Annotated in this window: 14 protein-coding genes; 4 read left to right on the top strand and 10 right to left on the bottom strand. The window is 43.9% G+C overall.

The genetic code is table 11. The annotated features are described in order from the left end of the window. Positions 1-10: 10 nt before the first annotated feature. From DK430_RS02260 to DK430_RS02270, 3 genes are all read right to left on the bottom strand, one after another. Positions 11-364: a hypothetical protein gene (locus DK430_RS02260; protein WP_239496778.1), complete on the bottom strand. Its 354-nt coding sequence runs from the start codon at positions 362-364 to the stop codon at positions 11-13. Beyond that, positions 348-1676: a chromosome partition protein MukF gene (gene mukF, locus DK430_RS02265; protein WP_109077499.1), complete on the bottom strand. Its 1329-nt coding sequence runs from the start codon at positions 1674-1676 to the stop codon at positions 348-350. The genes DK430_RS02260 and mukF overlap by 17 nt, the downstream gene beginning before the upstream one ends. 151 nt (positions 1677-1827) lie before the next feature. Further along, positions 1828-2709 (bottom strand): D-alanyl-D-alanine carboxypeptidase family protein, encoded by an 882-nt coding sequence (locus DK430_RS02270; protein ID WP_109077500.1) that lies wholly within the window; start codon positions 2707-2709, stop codon positions 1828-1830. A 233-nt stretch (positions 2710-2942) separates the two neighbouring features. On the opposite strand from DK430_RS02270, the gene DK430_RS02275 reads away from it, so the two are divergent. The 3 genes from DK430_RS02275 to DK430_RS02285 are packed head-to-tail and all read left to right on the top strand — an operon-like array spanning position 2943 to position 5775. Further along, positions 2943-3929: a FecCD family ABC transporter permease gene (locus DK430_RS02275; protein ID WP_109077501.1), complete on the top strand. Its 987-nt coding sequence runs from the start codon at positions 2943-2945 to the stop codon at positions 3927-3929. Positions 3930-3938: 9 nt separating this feature from the next. After that, a complete protein-coding gene (locus tag DK430_RS02280; RefSeq protein WP_109077502.1) occupies positions 3939-4727 on the top strand; it encodes an ABC transporter ATP-binding protein in 789 nt (262 codons plus the stop codon). Positions 4728-4740: 13 nt separating this feature from the next. Continuing rightward, positions 4741-5775, top strand: a complete 1035-nt coding sequence (locus DK430_RS02285) for an ABC transporter substrate-binding protein (protein WP_109077503.1) — start codon at positions 4741-4743, stop codon at positions 5773-5775. Positions 5776-5853: 78 nt separating this feature from the next. Here the strand turns inward: DK430_RS02285 and DK430_RS02290 are convergent, their stop codons facing one another. Both DK430_RS02290 and rplY read right to left on the bottom strand, forming a co-directional pair. Continuing rightward, positions 5854-6462, bottom strand: coding sequence for a PM1805 family lipoprotein (locus DK430_RS02290; RefSeq protein WP_109077504.1), 609 nt, complete (start codon positions 6460-6462; stop codon positions 5854-5856). Between the two features lie 148 nt (positions 6463-6610). Beyond that, entirely contained in the window at positions 6611-6898 is a 288-nt protein-coding gene (gene rplY, locus DK430_RS02295; RefSeq protein ID WP_109077505.1) for a 50S ribosomal protein L25, read from the bottom strand. 226 nt (positions 6899-7124) lie between these two features. On the opposite strand from rplY, the gene DK430_RS02300 reads away from it, so the two are divergent. Then, the gene (locus DK430_RS02300) at positions 7125-7730 is read left to right on the top strand and encodes a DedA family protein (protein ID WP_109077506.1); all 606 of its coding nucleotides are present in this window, start codon (positions 7125-7127) and stop codon (positions 7728-7730) included. Between the two features lie 77 nt (positions 7731-7807). On the opposite strand, the gene DK430_RS02305 is transcribed toward DK430_RS02300, so the two are convergent. From DK430_RS02305 to glgC, 5 genes are all read right to left on the bottom strand, one after another. Continuing rightward, positions 7808-8824 (bottom strand): CAP domain-containing protein, encoded by a 1017-nt coding sequence (locus tag DK430_RS02305; protein ID WP_109077507.1) that lies wholly within the window; start codon positions 8822-8824, stop codon positions 7808-7810. Positions 8825-9153: 329 nt separating this feature from the next. Then, positions 9154-10221 carry a T6SS immunity protein Tli4 family protein gene (locus DK430_RS02310; RefSeq protein ID WP_109077508.1) on the bottom strand — a complete coding sequence of 356 codons (1068 nt, stop codon included), beginning with the start codon at positions 10219-10221 and terminating at the stop codon, positions 9154-9156. Positions 10222-10461: 240 nt separating this feature from the next. Then, positions 10462-12927 (bottom strand): glycogen/starch/alpha-glucan phosphorylase, encoded by a 2466-nt coding sequence (locus DK430_RS02315; RefSeq protein WP_109077509.1) that lies wholly within the window; start codon positions 12925-12927, stop codon positions 10462-10464. A 123-nt stretch (positions 12928-13050) separates the two neighbouring features. Then, positions 13051-14490, bottom strand: a complete 1440-nt coding sequence (gene glgA / locus DK430_RS02320) for a glycogen synthase GlgA (protein WP_109077510.1) — start codon at positions 14488-14490, stop codon at positions 13051-13053. Positions 14491-14804: 314 nt separating this feature from the next. Beyond that, positions 14805-16115, bottom strand: a complete 1311-nt coding sequence (glgC, locus tag DK430_RS02325; protein WP_109077511.1) for a glucose-1-phosphate adenylyltransferase — start codon at positions 16113-16115, stop codon at positions 14805-14807. Positions 16116-16135: the final 20 nt, after the last annotated feature.

A 16135-nucleotide genomic window follows, 5' to 3' on the forward strand; every position in this document is an offset into this window, starting at 1 on the left:
ATTCCTGTTATTACTTTAATTCCCGTTTTTGTTTTTCCAATAAAAATGGTGTCTCATCACAATTCCAATCCTGTGGGGATGTCACGATTTCGCAAAATTCGACAATTTGTTCAAATTCTTCATTCGATACTTCAGAACCATAATCTCGCATCACTAGAGGGGCATGAAACATCACTTTGGAATTAAACTCTTTCTTGATAAAAAAATCATAATCATCGCCAAAGTGACCATCAATTGTGACAATGCCAACATAAGAATGAAGTAACAATATGGCGAACAATATAAGTGCGGTTAAAAATTTAAGCGTTTTGTGTTTTATAAAAAACGTTTCTAAAAACGACCGCACTTTAGCTTTTATATTCATCAATCACGTTCGCCTGTACTTCCGCGCCACGATTATTGATGCTTTCCCAAATCGGGTAAATACCGCTCAAATCGGAACTTGCCATACCCAAACGCACCGCTTGATCCACAATAATCCGTGCCACATCGAAATGTTGTGACAGCGGATAGCTTTCCAGTTGTTGTTTTAACACCAAGCTTAAATTAATCGGACGTTGATGTTCACGATAATCAATAAGCAGGGTTTGCATGTGCTCTACAATTTGTTCACGAATATCCGCCAAGGATTCGTATTGCAACGCTTCCGGCAGTTCGCCCAGCGCGTCTTCTTCGCGTAGCGCCAATTCTTCGTCACGCAAATCGACTAAACGGTCTGCTTGCGCTGTCCATAAGAACCATGGATGCTCGAAATAATGATGAATGGAATTGCGTAAACGTTGTGAGAAGACACGGTTTTTATCCATGTCGATGGCGGTACGAATGAACTTGTGTACATGGCGGTCGTAACCGATCCACAAGTCGATAGCTTGTTGCCCCCAGCTGATAATGCGGTCTAACTTAGCCTGCAAATTGGTGATGAGTTCGTCAATAAAATACAATTCGCCGCGCCCGATAACGCAATCCTGAATGCGTAGTAATTGCGCCTGTAACTTATCGCCGGCGGCATTGAGGGTGTCTTGTAATTCCCGTAAGTTACCGGAGGTTTCGTCTAATAATTGTTCACAGCTGGAAATCGCCGCCTGCCAGTCTTTGGTTAATAAAGCTGCGATTTCGTCTTTAATGCTTTGTTGGTTTTCATCCATGATGCGCTGTGATAAATCGATGCTGTCGAAAATTTCCGCGACAGAATATTTTAACGGCGCAAACACGTTACGCCGCCAATAATGCTCATCACCGTCCTCTTCAGCGGCATCAGACGCCCGTTGAATTTCATCGGCTACGATGGAAAGCTGAACGGAAAGACGCAAGGCAGAAAATTCGCGCTGGCGAATATAATAATCGGAGACGCCCACGCCGAGCGGCGTTAAACGATAAATCGCCAAGCCTTCGGTAAATTCACTGCTGAAGCGGTTGAGAAAGCGCTGTTTCACCAATTCGTTAATGGCATTGTTGGCGCGGGTGGCAATGGTTTCCTGGGATTGTTCAAAGGCACCGGAAACGTGGCGGAAAATATCCACCAGATCCGACTCGATCATTTCACCGTCAAAACGTTCGTTATTATAAATGGCAATCGCCAATAAAAACGCCAGACGATCGGTGGGCAAATTCAACGAAAATTCGCGTTCTTTCACCCATGAAACCAGTTCGGGAATTGTTTGTGCTGTTTCAAGCATTAAGGGATCTCACAATGCATTATTTAAACAAAAAATTGTCAAGATTATACAGGATTTTGATCGTTCTAACAGCTTGAAAATCGCAAGTGCGGTTAAAATTTGAAGAATTTATCAGGGTTTTATTTTTAGTGTAGAGAGCGAAGCGCCCCTCCTACCCCGCCACTTTTCGGATTAATTCGTCCATCCCCGCTTCGTCATAACCTTCTTCATATTGCATATCGTCCACAAAGTCTCTCAATACCTTGCTGTTTAGTGCAGTGCAACCGTATTTTTCCAATTTATTTTTGGTAAAACGGGAGCGGTATGCCGACGAGCTGTTATTCAGGCTAATCACGCCGATCGTGGCACGATTATTGCAAGGCACTTTATTGACAAACACTAAATTGTAGCCCGATTCGCGAATATACCCCGTTTTGTTGATGGCTGCGCTGAACATTTCATCACGCACCAATTTGTTGGTATTTTTCACAAACACATTGCGTTTTCCCGCTTTCACATAAGTAGAAGAAATGTTGGAAAAAGCTTTGATTTCCGGTTTCTTCATAGAATATTTGGTGAGCTTAACCAGATCCATCACACTGGACACGTTATGGTTAGATAAGCCCGAGCTATCGCTAAAGCGGGTGGATGTCATGCCCAGTTGACGGGCTTTTTCGTTCATTTTGCCGATAAACTGCAAGCGTGTCATGCCGGCGGAACGGGAAAGCGCATGGGCGGCATAATTATCGGAATGCACCAACATCATTTTCAGCAATTCACGACAGGAAATCGGCGTGTATTTCGGTAGCTTGGTGTGTGTGCCTTTAATGTAGTCATAATCGTCATCGGTAATAGACGCCGTACAATGCGGATTTTTGTTGTGCTCAAGAAAGACATTTGCCGTCATAAGCTTAGTCACGGAAGCAATCGGTCGCACGGTATTCGGCGCGCCGCTTTCCAATACTTTATTGTGGGTAAAATCATACACCACATAAGATTGCGCCATGACAACGGTCGGTAAGAGAAACAACAAAGGGAAAATGTTTTTTAGCATAGGAAATTCGGTGAAATAAAAATTGTCGCTATTTTAACAGGTTTCTTTTAGCAAGGTTAAAAAACATTGCAAATATTCCCCACAAATCAATTTTAGTGGTTTATTCAAAAATCCTTCGGATTTTATGACCGCACTTTTCTATGTCACTATGCCGATCTACACCGAAATATCTATATCAACACTATATAAAATTCTTTATAATGAAACTCCTGTTTGACGTCAGAGCTTTATTTATGAAAAAAAGTCATCTTTTATTTTTTGGATTAACCTGTTTGCTCCTCGCCCTTTCCGTTCTTTCCCTTTCATTGGGACGTTTTTATATCGAGCCTACCGATGTATTGCATGCGCTCTTGCAACAAAATACCAACGACGTTCAAAACAACATTATTTTCAACCTGCGCTTACCGCGTATTCTTGCCGCGATTTTAGTGGGCGCTGCCCTTGCAGTGGCGGGGGCGACTTTTCAGGGGATTTTTCGCAATCCGTTGGTGTCGCCCGATTTGCTTGGGGTGTCCGGCGGGGCTTGTATCGGTGCGGCGATCGCCATTTTGCTCGGTTTAGGTTTAGTCGCCATTCAGAGCTTAGCTTTCGCGGGCGGTTTGATTGCCGTGTTGATGACCATGAGTCTGCCGAAACTGGTACGACGCGACTCAACGATTATTTTGGTGCTGTCGGGCATCATCATTTCCGGCTTTATGATGGCGTGTCTGGGCTTGGTGAAATACCTCGCCGATCCGGAAACCCAACTTGCCGACATCGTTTATTGGCAAATGGGGAGTCTGACTAAAGCGGATTATCGCAATCTCAGCCTGCTCGCCCCGATAATGTTGCTGACCGCCGGTGCGTTATTGATGATGCGCTGGCGCATTAACGTGTTGTCATTGGGTGATCGGGAAGCAAAACTAATCGGTGCCAACATTCGTTTGGAACGCAATATTATGGTGATTTTTGCCACGTTGCTTACCGCCTCCGCCGTGTGTTTAAGCGGCACTATCGGTTGGATCGGTTTAATTATCCCGCACTTGGCGCGGATGTTTATGGGCGACAACAATTTACGCACGCTGCCTCTTTCCGCGCTTATCGGCGCGATTTTCCTGCTGATTATCGACACCTTGGCGCGTAATTTATATACGCAGGAAATTCCTCTCGGCATTCTTACGGGGTTTATCGGTGCGCCGTTCTTCGCTTGGGTATTAGTGAAACAACGTGTCACGGAATAAGGAAAGGCTATGTTAAAAATCAACCGACTCTATTTTCGACATCAGCGCCATGTTCCGCTGTTAAACGGCATTGATTTGGAACTGAACGCCGGAGAGTTGATCACCATCCTCGGCGCCAACGGCACGGGCAAATCTACTTTGTTAAATTGTATTGCGGGCTTGCTTACGCCAAAATGCGGTGAGATTTTCCTGAATAATGTGGAAATCAAACAGCTGACAAGCAAACAAATCGCCCGTCAGGTAGCTTATGTGTCGCAACATTCGCCGCAAACCTATCAATACAAAGTGCTGGATTATGTGGTGTTGGGGCGTGCCGCGCATTTAGGCTTATTCGGTAAACCCTGTGAAGAAGATTATCATTTGGCGGAGCAAGCATTGGCACAATTAAGTATCAGCCATTTTGCCGACAAGATTTATATGCAAATGAGCGGCGGCGAAAAGCAACTGGTGAATTTAGCCAAAATTTTGGTGCAACAACCGCAGCTGATTTTGTTTGATGAGCCCACATCCGCACTGGATTACGGCAATGTATTCAAAACCTTAAGCCTGATTAAAGATTTATCCCGTCAGCAATTTTCCATCATTATGACCACCCATAATCCCGATCACCCGATGTTGCTCAATGAGGTGATCCCGAACAGTAAAGTGGCGATTTTGAACACTCAGGGAAAATTGAACTGCGGCTTAACCGAAGACATTCTCACGGAAACCAATCTGCGAGAACTTTACCAAACGGATTTGCGCTTAATTGACGTACCTGAATTACGACGCAAACTCTGTGCCATTACGCATATTTAAGAGGACGTTATTTATGACCATGAAAAAAACATCGTTAAAACGCACCGCACTTTTTGCCGCCACCTTGCTGGCATTTTCCGCACAAGCGAAAATGATCACCGATGTGGACGGCAATAAAGTAGAGATTCCTGATCGAGTAGAACGTGTCGCCGACCTTTGGCATGCCAACAATCAAATCATATTGCTGCTAGGCGGTGCGGATAAACTGGTGGCGACCACCACTTCAATCAGCGCAAATCCTTGGTATAACGCCGTTTATCCGCGAATTAAAGAGGTGCCGGTGTTAACCAACGGCGAAACCATCCAAGTGGAAGAATTATTGTCGCAAAAACCCGATGCGGTGTTGCTGTCCAAAAAATCCATGTTAAATGAAGTGAATCAGGCGGGCTTAAAAGGCGTACGCGTGAGTTTTCAAGATTTTGAGGGATTAAAGAAAACCGTGCGTATCACGGCGGAGGTGTTGGGTGATAACGCCCCGCAAGTGGCGGAAAGCTACATCAAAGAACTGGAAAACAACATTCAATTTGTGCAGTCCCGCATTAAAGACGTGAAAGATTCGCAAAAACCGACGGTATTGCACATTACCAGCGGTGCCGATTTACTAAAAATTGACGGCGGTAAATCCATGATCGGCGACTGGATTCGCATGGCGGGCGGCAAAAACGTATTACCCGATGAAGCGAATATGGTGAACGTCACCATGGAATCCATCGTACAAGCCAACCCGGACGTGATTATCATCGGCAGCAGCGGCAATAAATCCCTAGGGGCGATTGAGAAAATCAAAGCGGATCCAAGCTGGCAATCCATAAGTGCGGTAAAAAATAATCGTATTTATGCCAACCCGGCGGGCACGTTCCCTTGGGATCGTTACAGCGCGGAGGAAGCCTTGCAAATTCTGTGGGCGGCGCAATTATTTCATCCTGAGAAATTTAAAGACATCAATATGGTAGAAAAAACACAGGCATTTTATCAAAAATACTATGGCTATCATTTGAGCAAAGAAAACGCTCAGCAAATCTTGCAAGGTCTGGCACCGAAAAAATAGCCGGAAAACGGACCGCACTTTTAGCCATAAAAAATCGCCTTACTGCATAACAATAAGGCGATTTTCTTTTGACTAAAATTATTTAGATTCTTGAGCCGGTGCTGCAGGCGCCGCAGGTGCTGTTGCCGGAGCAGGGTTAAATTTTTGCTCTAAAGCGACGCTTTGTTTTTGTAACTCTAACATCGCATCTCTTAATTTTTCAGCTTTTTCCATGTAAGCTTTTTGTTGATCCGGAGTCGGATTCGCTAAGCTCACGTTAGCTTGCTCAACCAATAAGTTGCTGGCTAAACCAAGCACGTTTTTGGTTTGTTCTTTCACCGCTTTTACAGAGTCTGCGCTGATATTTAACGCATCTAAGCTTGCGATGGTCTCTTGTACGGATTTATTGAAAGTGTCGATGGCTTCTTGAACTTTCTTGTCATCTTTCGCTTGTACCGCAGCAACTAAATCCTGTTGGAATTTTTGTTGTGCTTGAAGCTGAGTTTGTTCTTGGGATTTATTCCAATCAACCAATTTTTTGTAATCAGCCGCTTCATCGGTTTTTGCTGCTTCTGCTGTTGCAGGTGCTGCTTGAGTTTGCGCTGCCGCTTCAGGTTTTGCGTCTGCAGGTTTGTCTGCCGGTTTATCACAGGCTGTTAAGAAAAGGGCAAATAAAGCAGTTGCACTGATTTTAGTAAATTTGTTCATATTAAAATCCTTTATGAGTTTATGGATAAGTATTGGCCCGACGTAACGGACAAAATACAAGAGCTTAGACAGAAAATAAAATTGTTTGTTCCGAACTTTATTTTCACCTAAAGAAAAACTCCGGCAATAACCGGAGTTTTATCAATCATTAAACACGTTTGAAGTCAACGTGAACCAATTTTGGTTTGAACGGGTGACGTTGCATAGCTTGAACTTTCACCGCTACTTCTTTTCCGTCGATCACTAATGTGATTACATCGGAATAGAAAGTATCATGGGTTTGTGCATTGTTTACATCATCATGGTTTAAGATGATAGAAACCGGTGCTTCGCTACCACCGTAAACGATAGCAGGAATTTGACCGTTGTGACGCAGGCGGCGGCTCGCACCCTTACCTTGCGCAGAACGAACTTCAGCGTTAAATTTAAATGCCATTTTTATGTTCTCTTATGTAAAGATTTAAAGTAAAAAATCGCAGGCGACCCAGCGATTTCACAAAATTTGCTCAAAGCCTGAACTTTGAGGTGGTGCTTTGAGGTGGTGCATTATAATGAATTCGCAAATGTAAAGCAAATTAAAATCCCACATTTTCCCTAGATATTACAATTAAAAACAGGCTAAAATAGCGCGTTCTTTTTTATTGATTTTTTAAGAGTGTGTAATGGAATTTTTAATTAGCTTTTTTACCGATTACGGCTATTTCGCTGTTTTATTCGTCTTGATTATTTGTGGTTTTGGCGTACCGATTCCGGAAGATATCACCTTGGTGTCCGGCGGTGTGATTTCAGGTTTAGGCTATGCCAACGTGCATATCATGTTGGTAGTCAGCTTATTCGGTGTATTATTGGGCGACAGTACCATGTACTGGCTGGGACGCATTTACGGCGTAAAAATTTTACGTTTCCGTCCGATTCGCCGTTTCTTAACGTTAGAACGCCTACGTTTGGTGCGTAACAAATTTGATCAATATGGCAACCGCGTGTTGTTTGTTGCCCGTTTCCTACCGGGATTACGCGCGCCGATTTACATGGTTGCCGGCATTACCCGCCGCGTCAGCTTCATTCGTTTCCTTTTATTGGATTTCTTTGCCGCCATTATTTCCGTACCGGTTTGGGTCTATTTAGGCGATTTTGGCGCCAGTAATTTAGATTGGTTACACGAACAAATCAAAAAAGGTCAATCGGTAATTTATGTTCTTATTGCAGTTCTGGCGATATTCTTAGTCTGGAAATGGTATAAAGCTCGTAAAGCAAAAGCCGCCAAATAAAAGTGCGGTGGTTTTTACACCTTGTTTTTTTAAGCATAAAAAGAAACCCATGCAATAACTGCATGGGTTTTCTTCATCTACTTGCCTTGAACGTTGAACCAATATTCATAATCCTTCGCAATGCCGTTCACCAGCACATTTTTAATTCGCACATAATAACGCTCATTGTTCCGCGTACCGCTCACCCGCCACTGAATGGCATTGCCTAATCCGGCATATCCCATGCGGGCATTGGGTATGGAATAAGAAATATCGCTGACCTTCATCGTCCGCCCATCGGCACTGCTTACCCGAATTTCGGCATGAGAATAGTCCACTGAAGTGCGGTTAATATATTTTTCATTTTTATCGACAATCACCGAAAAAGAGTGAAACCAATCATGGAGGAACCAATTGGCTTTGTAATTTTGATAAGGATACGCCACATAATTCGCTTTGGTATTGAGAATATTGCGACGTGCATTGCCTACATAAATGGATGCCGCATCAGCGACATACTTATTGCGATCAATTTTGGTCGCCCGTCCATAAGAAATGCTGCCGAGAAACGGATCCAAAAACCACAAGCGATGCCCTAAAGAATACACGTTGTCATCAATAATCAATTGATCCACCACCCGCTCGGCGGCATCCTCTCGAATAAAAACAGGGCTACTACTATTATTGATAGCCAAATTGCTTTGACTGCTGCCATCATAACCCGCCTGAGAATAGCATTTCATGCGCTTATTCGGATAATGATCCAGCCGATTATTTGCCGCAGAAATCAATGCCGATGCGGCGGTGGCGCGATCTTTGCTCGAATCATACGCCACTTCTTCCAAACCATGCGTACGACGAATGGCGTTTAATTCTTTCAATACCCGCCGTTTCTGTTCGGAAGTGACGTTTCCCGCATAGCAATTATCCACATCCGGAAAACCATCATAGGCGCTGCGCAATAGTTTTAATGCAGCCTCTTCCAGCTTCGCCTTTTCCTCAGCGTTTCGATAAGAAAATTCGCGTATTTTATAGACCTCCCCCACTTCAGCATAGGCGAGAATTGGTGTGAAAAAAGAAGCCGCGAGCAAAAGCCCGGTTAAGCGAGGTTTCATAGCAAATTCCTTGGGTTATTAAAATAAATTGGTTTTTAAAAATAGGTTAATCTATGGCAGATTTTATCATTAAAGTGCGGTCAATTTTCAAGGTGTTTTTCAACATAAAAAACACGTCAAATCCTGACCGCACTTTTGAGTATCACTGCTAAACAAAACCCCGATTATTGTTCACTATTTTCATTAATAACTTTCGTTTGTTTATTTTTAGTCAGATAAGCACGCGTTAGGAAACGCGCGCTATCTTTGGTGTGTGAACCGCAGGTTCACGCACGAAATTCATTACCGCGTGCGTAGATTTTTCAAATCCACACATCCTACCTTGCTAATTAAATTCGTTTTTTTAATGTTGGCAATATTGCATCCCAAGCCATTAAAGCCTCCTTTTCACTTAATGGGGAGCCAGCGGCATTGTTATCACTGGTACCGAAAGTCATCTTGAATTTAACGCTTCCATCATCTTTTTCCCAAATAAATAAATATCTTTTTCCCTCCCACTTAATAAGTTTTTCACTACCTGCCATGCCGTTGATGTTTCGGCGTCCTTGGCGGATAGTACTGTATTTTGCCCATGACATGAGTCTATCCATCACGCTGTCTTGAGGGAAAATATCTCGTTTTAATAAGGTTTTGTCATCACCCTCCAAGGTTCCGCCTGTTGTCAGCTCGGCATAAACGTCTTTATAGCCTTTGATTTTAATTCTCGCACTGCCAAAAAATGGCTCGGTTCCCTTATCGGCAATAAATCCCTCTGTCAGACAGACACCCTGTTGCTGAGGAATTTCACGCTCATTACGATCCCTCATTTTATTGAAAAAATCCTTCTGCAAATACCCGATAGCTTCATCAACCTTACTTTTTTCCACTTTCTTAAGATTTGGGGGAGCTTTACCGTTAACAGGCATAATGCGTACAAAAGCCCTAACAGTATAGGCATCGTTCTTGCCCAACTTGAAGCTGTAATCGACATAATAGAGCATACCTTTTACCTTCGGTAACGATGGTGCATTCCATAGGGCAGGAGCCTGTGTCACCGTAGCTATCGCCTTATTGGGAATAACTGTGCGGTTTTCTATAAAGCGATCGCTTCCATCATAACCTTGCTTCTGCACCCTTAATGCCGATTCCACTTCTTTATCCCAATAGTCCGGTCGTACGGTTACCCGCCAACCATTATATTTAACCCAACCCGTGCCGCTTTTACGGTCGGCAGGTAAGTTAACCTGATAACGCCCGCTACAGAATGGCTGCGCCGCCCAATATGCAGATGCATTTTTAGCAGAGTCCATCGCTGTTTCTTCTTTTGTTGAATAAATTTGAGAGGGTTGACTACATGAAAATAATGTAACACCGATAAAACCGACTCCTATAAGTTTAAAAATTTTAATTTTCGCCATTGTTATACTTTCCTTAATGTAAATTCGAGGATATTAAATAAAGTCGAGCTTCTGCTGACACTTTTCTCCCCCGTACGCTTACAAGTGTTGAAATTTTATCTCTATTTTGAATTTGATAAATAGAGTTAAAAACATTTTTATAAAAAATCGAATTTATGAAGAGTATGTAGATTTATTTTAAATGAATTTACCTAAATAAAACCCCGCTCAATTGAACGGGGTTTTATTTTTAATGAAGGATTATTTCGCTAATTTTAACGGCTCGATATTCCAAATATTTTCCGCATATTCTTTAATGGTGCGGTCGGAGGAGAAATAGCCCATGTTGACGATGTTTTGAATGGTACTTTCAACCCAAGCGTCGCGGTTTTTATATTTCTCGTCCACCACTTTTTGCATATCCACGTAACTACGGAAATCGGCGAACGCCTGATAATAGTCGTGGTATTGCAGGCCTTGTAACAATTGCAGATAGCGGTTCGGATCATTAGGTGAGAACTTACCGCTAATAATTTGATCTACCACGGTTCTTAATTCCGCGTCATTTTGGTAATACTCAAACGGGCGGTAGCCGTCACGGCGTAACTGATCGACCTGTTCAACAGTGTTACCGAAAATGAAGATGTGATCATCACCGACATTTTCCAGAATTTCCACATTCGCGCCGTCGAGCGTACCTAAAGTCAATGCACCGTTAAGGGCGAATTTCATGTTACTGGTACCGGAGGCTTCCGTACCGGCAAGAGAAATTTGTTCGGAAATATCCGCCGCCGGAATAATTAACTGCGCCAAACTTACGCTGTAATTCGGGATGAACACCACTTTCAAGCGACCGCCTAAACGTTTATCGTTGTTGATAACGTTGGCAACGTCATTAATCAAATGAATGGTTTGTTTTGCCGCGTAGTAAGCGGAAGCCGCTTTACCTGCTAGGATAAAGACGCGCGGTTGCCAGTCTTTTTCAGGGTGTGCCAACATCTCGTTATAACGCGCGATGATATGCAACACGTTTAGAATTTGGCGTTTGTATTCATGAATACGTTTAACCTGAACGTCAAACAAAGCGTGCGGGTCAAGCTCAATGTCCAACTCTTTCTTCACATAATTGGCAAGACGCACTTTGTTATCAAATTTAATGTCCGTAATGGCGCGTTTGAAATCCGGCTCATTGGCATGCTCTTTCAATAAGGCGATTTGACTTAAATCACAACGCCAATCGCTGCCGATATATTTATCAAACAGTGCCGCCAGTTTCGGATTGGCTACTGCCAACCAACGACGCGGGGTAATACCGTTAGTCACGTTGGTGAAGCGTTCCGGATAAATGCGGGCAAAGTCAGCGAAGGTGGAAGTTACCATTAAATCAGAGTGGATTGCCGCCACGCCGTTGACTTTGTGGGAACCCACCACAGATAACCAACCCATGCGTACTTTGCGTTGATCACCTTCTTCCACCAAAGACACGCGACGGATAAAGTCCATGTCGGTGGTGATGTAGGTTTTCACATATTCCAGGAAATGATCGTTAATTTCAAAAATCATTTGTAAATGACGCGGCAGGATTTTCGCCATCATTTCTACCGGCCAGGTTTCCAATGCTTCAGACATTAAAGTGTGGCAGGTATAAGAGAAAATACGACGGGTCATATCCCAGGCTTTTTGCCATGCAAAGCCTTCTTCATCAATTAAGATGCGCATTAATTCAGGGATCGCCAATGCAGGGTGAGTGTCATTTAAGTGGATTGCCACTTTATCCGCCAGATTTTCAATAGTCTCATGCGTACGTTTGTGGCGACGAATAATGTCCTGCAATGAAGCGGAAACCAAGAAATATTCCTGACGTAAGCGCAATTCACGACCGTTCCAAGTGGAATCGTCCGGATATAACACGCGGGAAATATTTTTGATTGATGCGCGACTTTCTACGGCGGCAATATGCTGACCGCGATTGAAATCTTCTAAGTTGAACAATTCGCCGGCATGTGCTGCCCATAAACGCAAGGTAGCGGCAGAATCATTTTGATAGCCCGGGATAATTTGGTCATAAGCTAAAGCCGTAACGGATTCGCCTTTATCCCAAATACATTTTTTACCTTCAAAGTGAATACTACCACCGAAAGAAACGGTGAAACGTTTAGAAGGACGAATAAATTCCCATGGTGCGCCTTTTTCTAACCACGCATCCGGACGCTCAATTTGTTGACCGTCTTCAATTTTTTGACGGAACATCCCGTATTCATAACGAATACCGTAACCCATGCCCGGCAAACCTAACGTAGCGATGGAATCCATGAAGCATGCAGCTAAACGGCCTAAACCACCATTCCCTAAGCCGGGATCGACTTCTTTCTGAATGATTTCTTCCAAATCAACATTCAGTTCGGAAAGTGCGTCACGGGCAATTTCATAGAGCCCTTCCGCAATCATTGCGTTAGACAGGGTTCGACCGATAAGAAATTCCATGGATAAATAATATACTCGACGTGTGCCTTCCGTTCTGGCTTGACGTGCTGTGGTGATCCAACCTTCCGTAACGAAATCACGCACGGCATACAATGTTGCATTTAACCAGTCGCGTTGACTCGCCTCTTTCGGCGAACGACCGATTAAGAAAATCAATTTATAAACGATCGTCTTCTTCAATGATTCCACATTGACTTCAGGATGATCGTACAAGAATGGAGAATCAAAATTATCCATTATCATAGAAAGTAGTCCTCAGTTGATAATAAAAAAAACGGGTGGAATTTTAATCATTCGAGATAAAAAAACAACAATAATCTTCCGTTCAAGCCGTATTTTTACTTGAACGGAAGGTTAAGTGTTTAATTACTTGGATAAAATTCGTTGATATAAATGTTGGTAGTGGGTTGCAGAGATTTGCCAACTGAAATCTTGTTCCATTGCAATAACTCGAACACTTGCCCATAAGCGTTGTTTTTTCCATAAAGCAAATGCCGCTTGCAACGCATGACGTAAGTCATCAGCTGTTGCGTGTGTAAAGACAAAACCTGTTGCTGTTCTCGTTTGAATATTTTCGACGGAAGCATTAACGACCGTATCCGCTAACCCGCCGGTTGCCCGAACTAACGGCAATGTGCCGTATTTCAAGCCGTATAATTGCGTTAACCCGCAAGGTTCAAAGCGGCTTGGTACTAAAATCACATCACCCCCGGCAACCATTAAATGGGATAATGCTTCATCGTAGCCGATTTTCACGGCAACATTTTGCGGATAATCTTCCGCTAATTTGCGAATGCCTGCTTCCAAGTGCGGCGCACCTGAACCAAGAATCGCAAGTTGCCCGCCTTGTTTAACGATTTCATCGGCGCTTTCCAACAGTAAATCCACGCCTTTTTGTTCCGTTAAGCGGGTGACCATCACAAACAACAGCGCATCGGACTGCTGCGGTAAGTTGAAATAAGCCTGTAGATCCGCTTTATTTTTGCCTTTACCGCCCATGTATTTCAATTTATACGCGTGTTGAATGTAGTGATCGTTATTCGGGTGCCAAATTTTTTCATCGACCCCGTTTAAAATGCCCACCAAGCGACCTTCTTGATCAAGGGTGGACAATAAGCCTTGTAAGCCGTAAGCAAATTCCGGCGTGGTGATTTCTTTCGCATAAGTCGGGCTAACCGCCGTAACCACATCGGAATAATATAAACCGGCTTTCAAATAAGAAATTTGCCCGAATAGCTCCAAACCGTCCACATGGAACATCTCTGCCGGCAAACCGATTTCAAATAAATGGCGATAATCAAACGGCCCTTGGTACGCCAGATTATGAATGGTAAAGACCGATTTGGCAGGTCGTCCTTTATTGAATAAATAAGCAGCGGTTAAACCGGCATGCCAGTCATGGGCGTGCACCACTTCCGCGCGCCACCAGCTATCCAAACCGGTTGCCAATTCGGCGCCGACCCAAGCCAACAACGCGAAACGTTTATAGTTATCGCCGTAATCGTTGTAATAAGCGTCATGATACGGATTGCCCTCACGCGCATACAAATGCGGCGCGTCAATTAAATACACACTGACGCCGTTGTATTCGCCGTAACGCAAAGTAATGTGTCCGGCAAAATTATCAAATTCCGCCACAACGGAAGTATGCGGAATGCCTGCGGCAATGGCGGGATATGCCGGCAACAAAATACGCGCGTCAATGCCAATTTCTTTCTGTGCAAACGGCAATGCACCCATCACATCGGCTAACCCGCCGGTTTTCAGTAAAGGATATAACTCCGAGCAAACGTGTAATACTTTCATTTAATTTCCTAATGACCCTTGATTTATTTGGCGTATTGATACGCCCTACCCTAAAAAGTGCGGTTAAAAATAAAGGTGTTTTTAACCTGCTACTGAATGAACTATTCATGATGGCGCTCGCCTCCCGACGCACGCCTTTACTCAATCAATATTTTAATAACTTGTGTTTTATTCAAGCACGCGTCGGAAGACGCGCGCTATCAATAGGCTTTCGCCATCAAAAACATTTCTTAATTTAGGCACACGCGATGAAGCGTGCGCCATCATTTAAATAAAAACGTCTAGCTAAAAACGTCGCGAAAAACGACCGCACTTTAGTCCAGATGCTCCTCATCGGCGACTTCATGACCTTCCAGTTTTTTCAACATTGAAGGTGTAACAAGTACCACTTTACCACTGGAACTAACACGGAAACGTTGGCGATCCAATTCTTTGTCCACACCGATGTGCATACCATCAGGAATAATACAGTGGCGATCGATAATGCAATGTTTTAACACGCAGTTTTTACCAATTTCTACTTCCGGCAACACCACGGAGTGATCGATTTGGGAGCCTTCGCTGATTTTAATGCGGTCAAACAATACGGAATAACTGATTGACGCATCGGTAATCACGCAACCGCCGCCGATAAGGGAATTATCCACCGGCTTAATGTTAGAATTCTTGTAGAAGAATTTGGACGGGTACGCCTGCACCGGATTACCACGAATCGGCCAGGTTTGGTCATAAATATCCAATTGCGGATTTTCGGACACCAAGTCGATGTTGGATTGCCAGAAGCTATCCAGTGTACCCACATCACGCCAATAAATATCACCTTCCGTATTACGTCCCATGCAGGAGCGGCTGAACGGATGGGCGTATAGCGTGCCTTCTTCCAAGCATTTCGGCAATACGTCTTTACCGAAGTCATGGGAGGTGCAAGGGGTGTTCACTTCTCTATTAAGCATTTGATAGAGGTATTCCGCATCAAACACATAGATCCCCATGGATGCCAAGGAAGTATCCGGTCTGCCTGCCATTGCCGGTGGATCTTTCGGTTTTTCCACGAAGGCTTTCACTTTCAGATTTTCGTTCACCGCCATTACTCCGAACTCACTGGCTTCGGAACGTGGCACTTCAATACAACCGACGGTACATTTCGCCCCGCTGGTGACGTGGTCTAACAGCATTTGGCTGTAGTCTTGTTTGTAGATATGGTCGCCGGCTAAGATCAGGATATATTTCGGTTTATAGTGATTACGAATAATCGCCATATTTTGATACACCGCATCCGCCGTACCACGATACCAAGTGGAGTCGTCAATTTGTTGACGCGCAGGCAACATATCAATAAACTCGCCGCGCTCTTGCGGTAAGAACGACCAGCCTTTTTGCAAATGGCGCAACAAAGAATGGGCGGCATATTGGGTAACAACGCCGATACGGTTTAAACCGGAGTTGATACAGTTGGAAAGCGCGAAGTCAATGATACGACGATTCCCCCCGAAATAAAGCGCCGGTTTTGCACGTTTATCTGTCAATTCATGCAAGCGTGAACCGCGACCGCCGGCTAAAATGAGAACAAGCGTATCTTTAACAAGATCGTATTTGCTGGGTAATTGGGAAAGACTACTTTTCATAGCGAACTCCATTCTTTGTT

The organism is Aggregatibacter kilianii, assembly GCF_003129965.1.
Taxonomy (GTDB): Bacteria; Pseudomonadota; Gammaproteobacteria; order Enterobacterales; family Pasteurellaceae; genus Aggregatibacter; species Aggregatibacter kilianii_A.

Coding starts and splice junctions, on each gene's coding strand:
- glgA (WP_109077510.1), bottom strand. CDS start 14,490: ATGAAAGTATTACACGTTTGCTCGGAGTTATATCCTTTACTGAAAACC.
- DK430_RS02280 (WP_109077502.1), top strand. CDS start 3,939: ATGTTAAAAATCAACCGACTCTATTTTCGACATCAGCGCCATGTTCCG.
- DK430_RS02310 (WP_109077508.1), bottom strand. CDS start 10,221: ATGGCGAAAATTAAAATTTTTAAACTTATAGGAGTCGGTTTTATCGGT.
- DK430_RS02270 (WP_109077500.1), bottom strand. CDS start 2,709: ATGCTAAAAAACATTTTCCCTTTGTTGTTTCTCTTACCGACCGTTGTC.
- DK430_RS02290 (WP_109077504.1), bottom strand. CDS start 6,462: ATGAACAAATTTACTAAAATCAGTGCAACTGCTTTATTTGCCCTTTTC.
- DK430_RS02315 (WP_109077509.1), bottom strand. CDS start 12,927: ATGATAATGGATAATTTTGATTCTCCATTCTTGTACGATCATCCTGAA.
- glgC (WP_109077511.1), bottom strand. CDS start 16,115: ATGAAAAGTAGTCTTTCCCAATTACCCAGCAAATACGATCTTGTTAAA.
- DK430_RS02260 (WP_239496778.1), bottom strand. CDS start 364: ATGAATATAAAAGCTAAAGTGCGGTCGTTTTTAGAAACGTTTTTTATA.
- rplY (WP_109077505.1), bottom strand. CDS start 6,898: ATGGCATTTAAATTTAACGCTGAAGTTCGTTCTGCGCAAGGTAAGGGT.
- DK430_RS02300 (WP_109077506.1), top strand. CDS start 7,125: ATGGAATTTTTAATTAGCTTTTTTACCGATTACGGCTATTTCGCTGTT.
- DK430_RS02275 (WP_109077501.1), top strand. CDS start 2,943: ATGAAAAAAAGTCATCTTTTATTTTTTGGATTAACCTGTTTGCTCCTC.
- DK430_RS02285 (WP_109077503.1), top strand. CDS start 4,741: ATGACCATGAAAAAAACATCGTTAAAACGCACCGCACTTTTTGCCGCC.
- DK430_RS02305 (WP_109077507.1), bottom strand. CDS start 8,824: ATGAAACCTCGCTTAACCGGGCTTTTGCTCGCGGCTTCTTTTTTCACA.
- mukF (WP_109077499.1), bottom strand. CDS start 1,676: ATGCTTGAAACAGCACAAACAATTCCCGAACTGGTTTCATGGGTGAAA.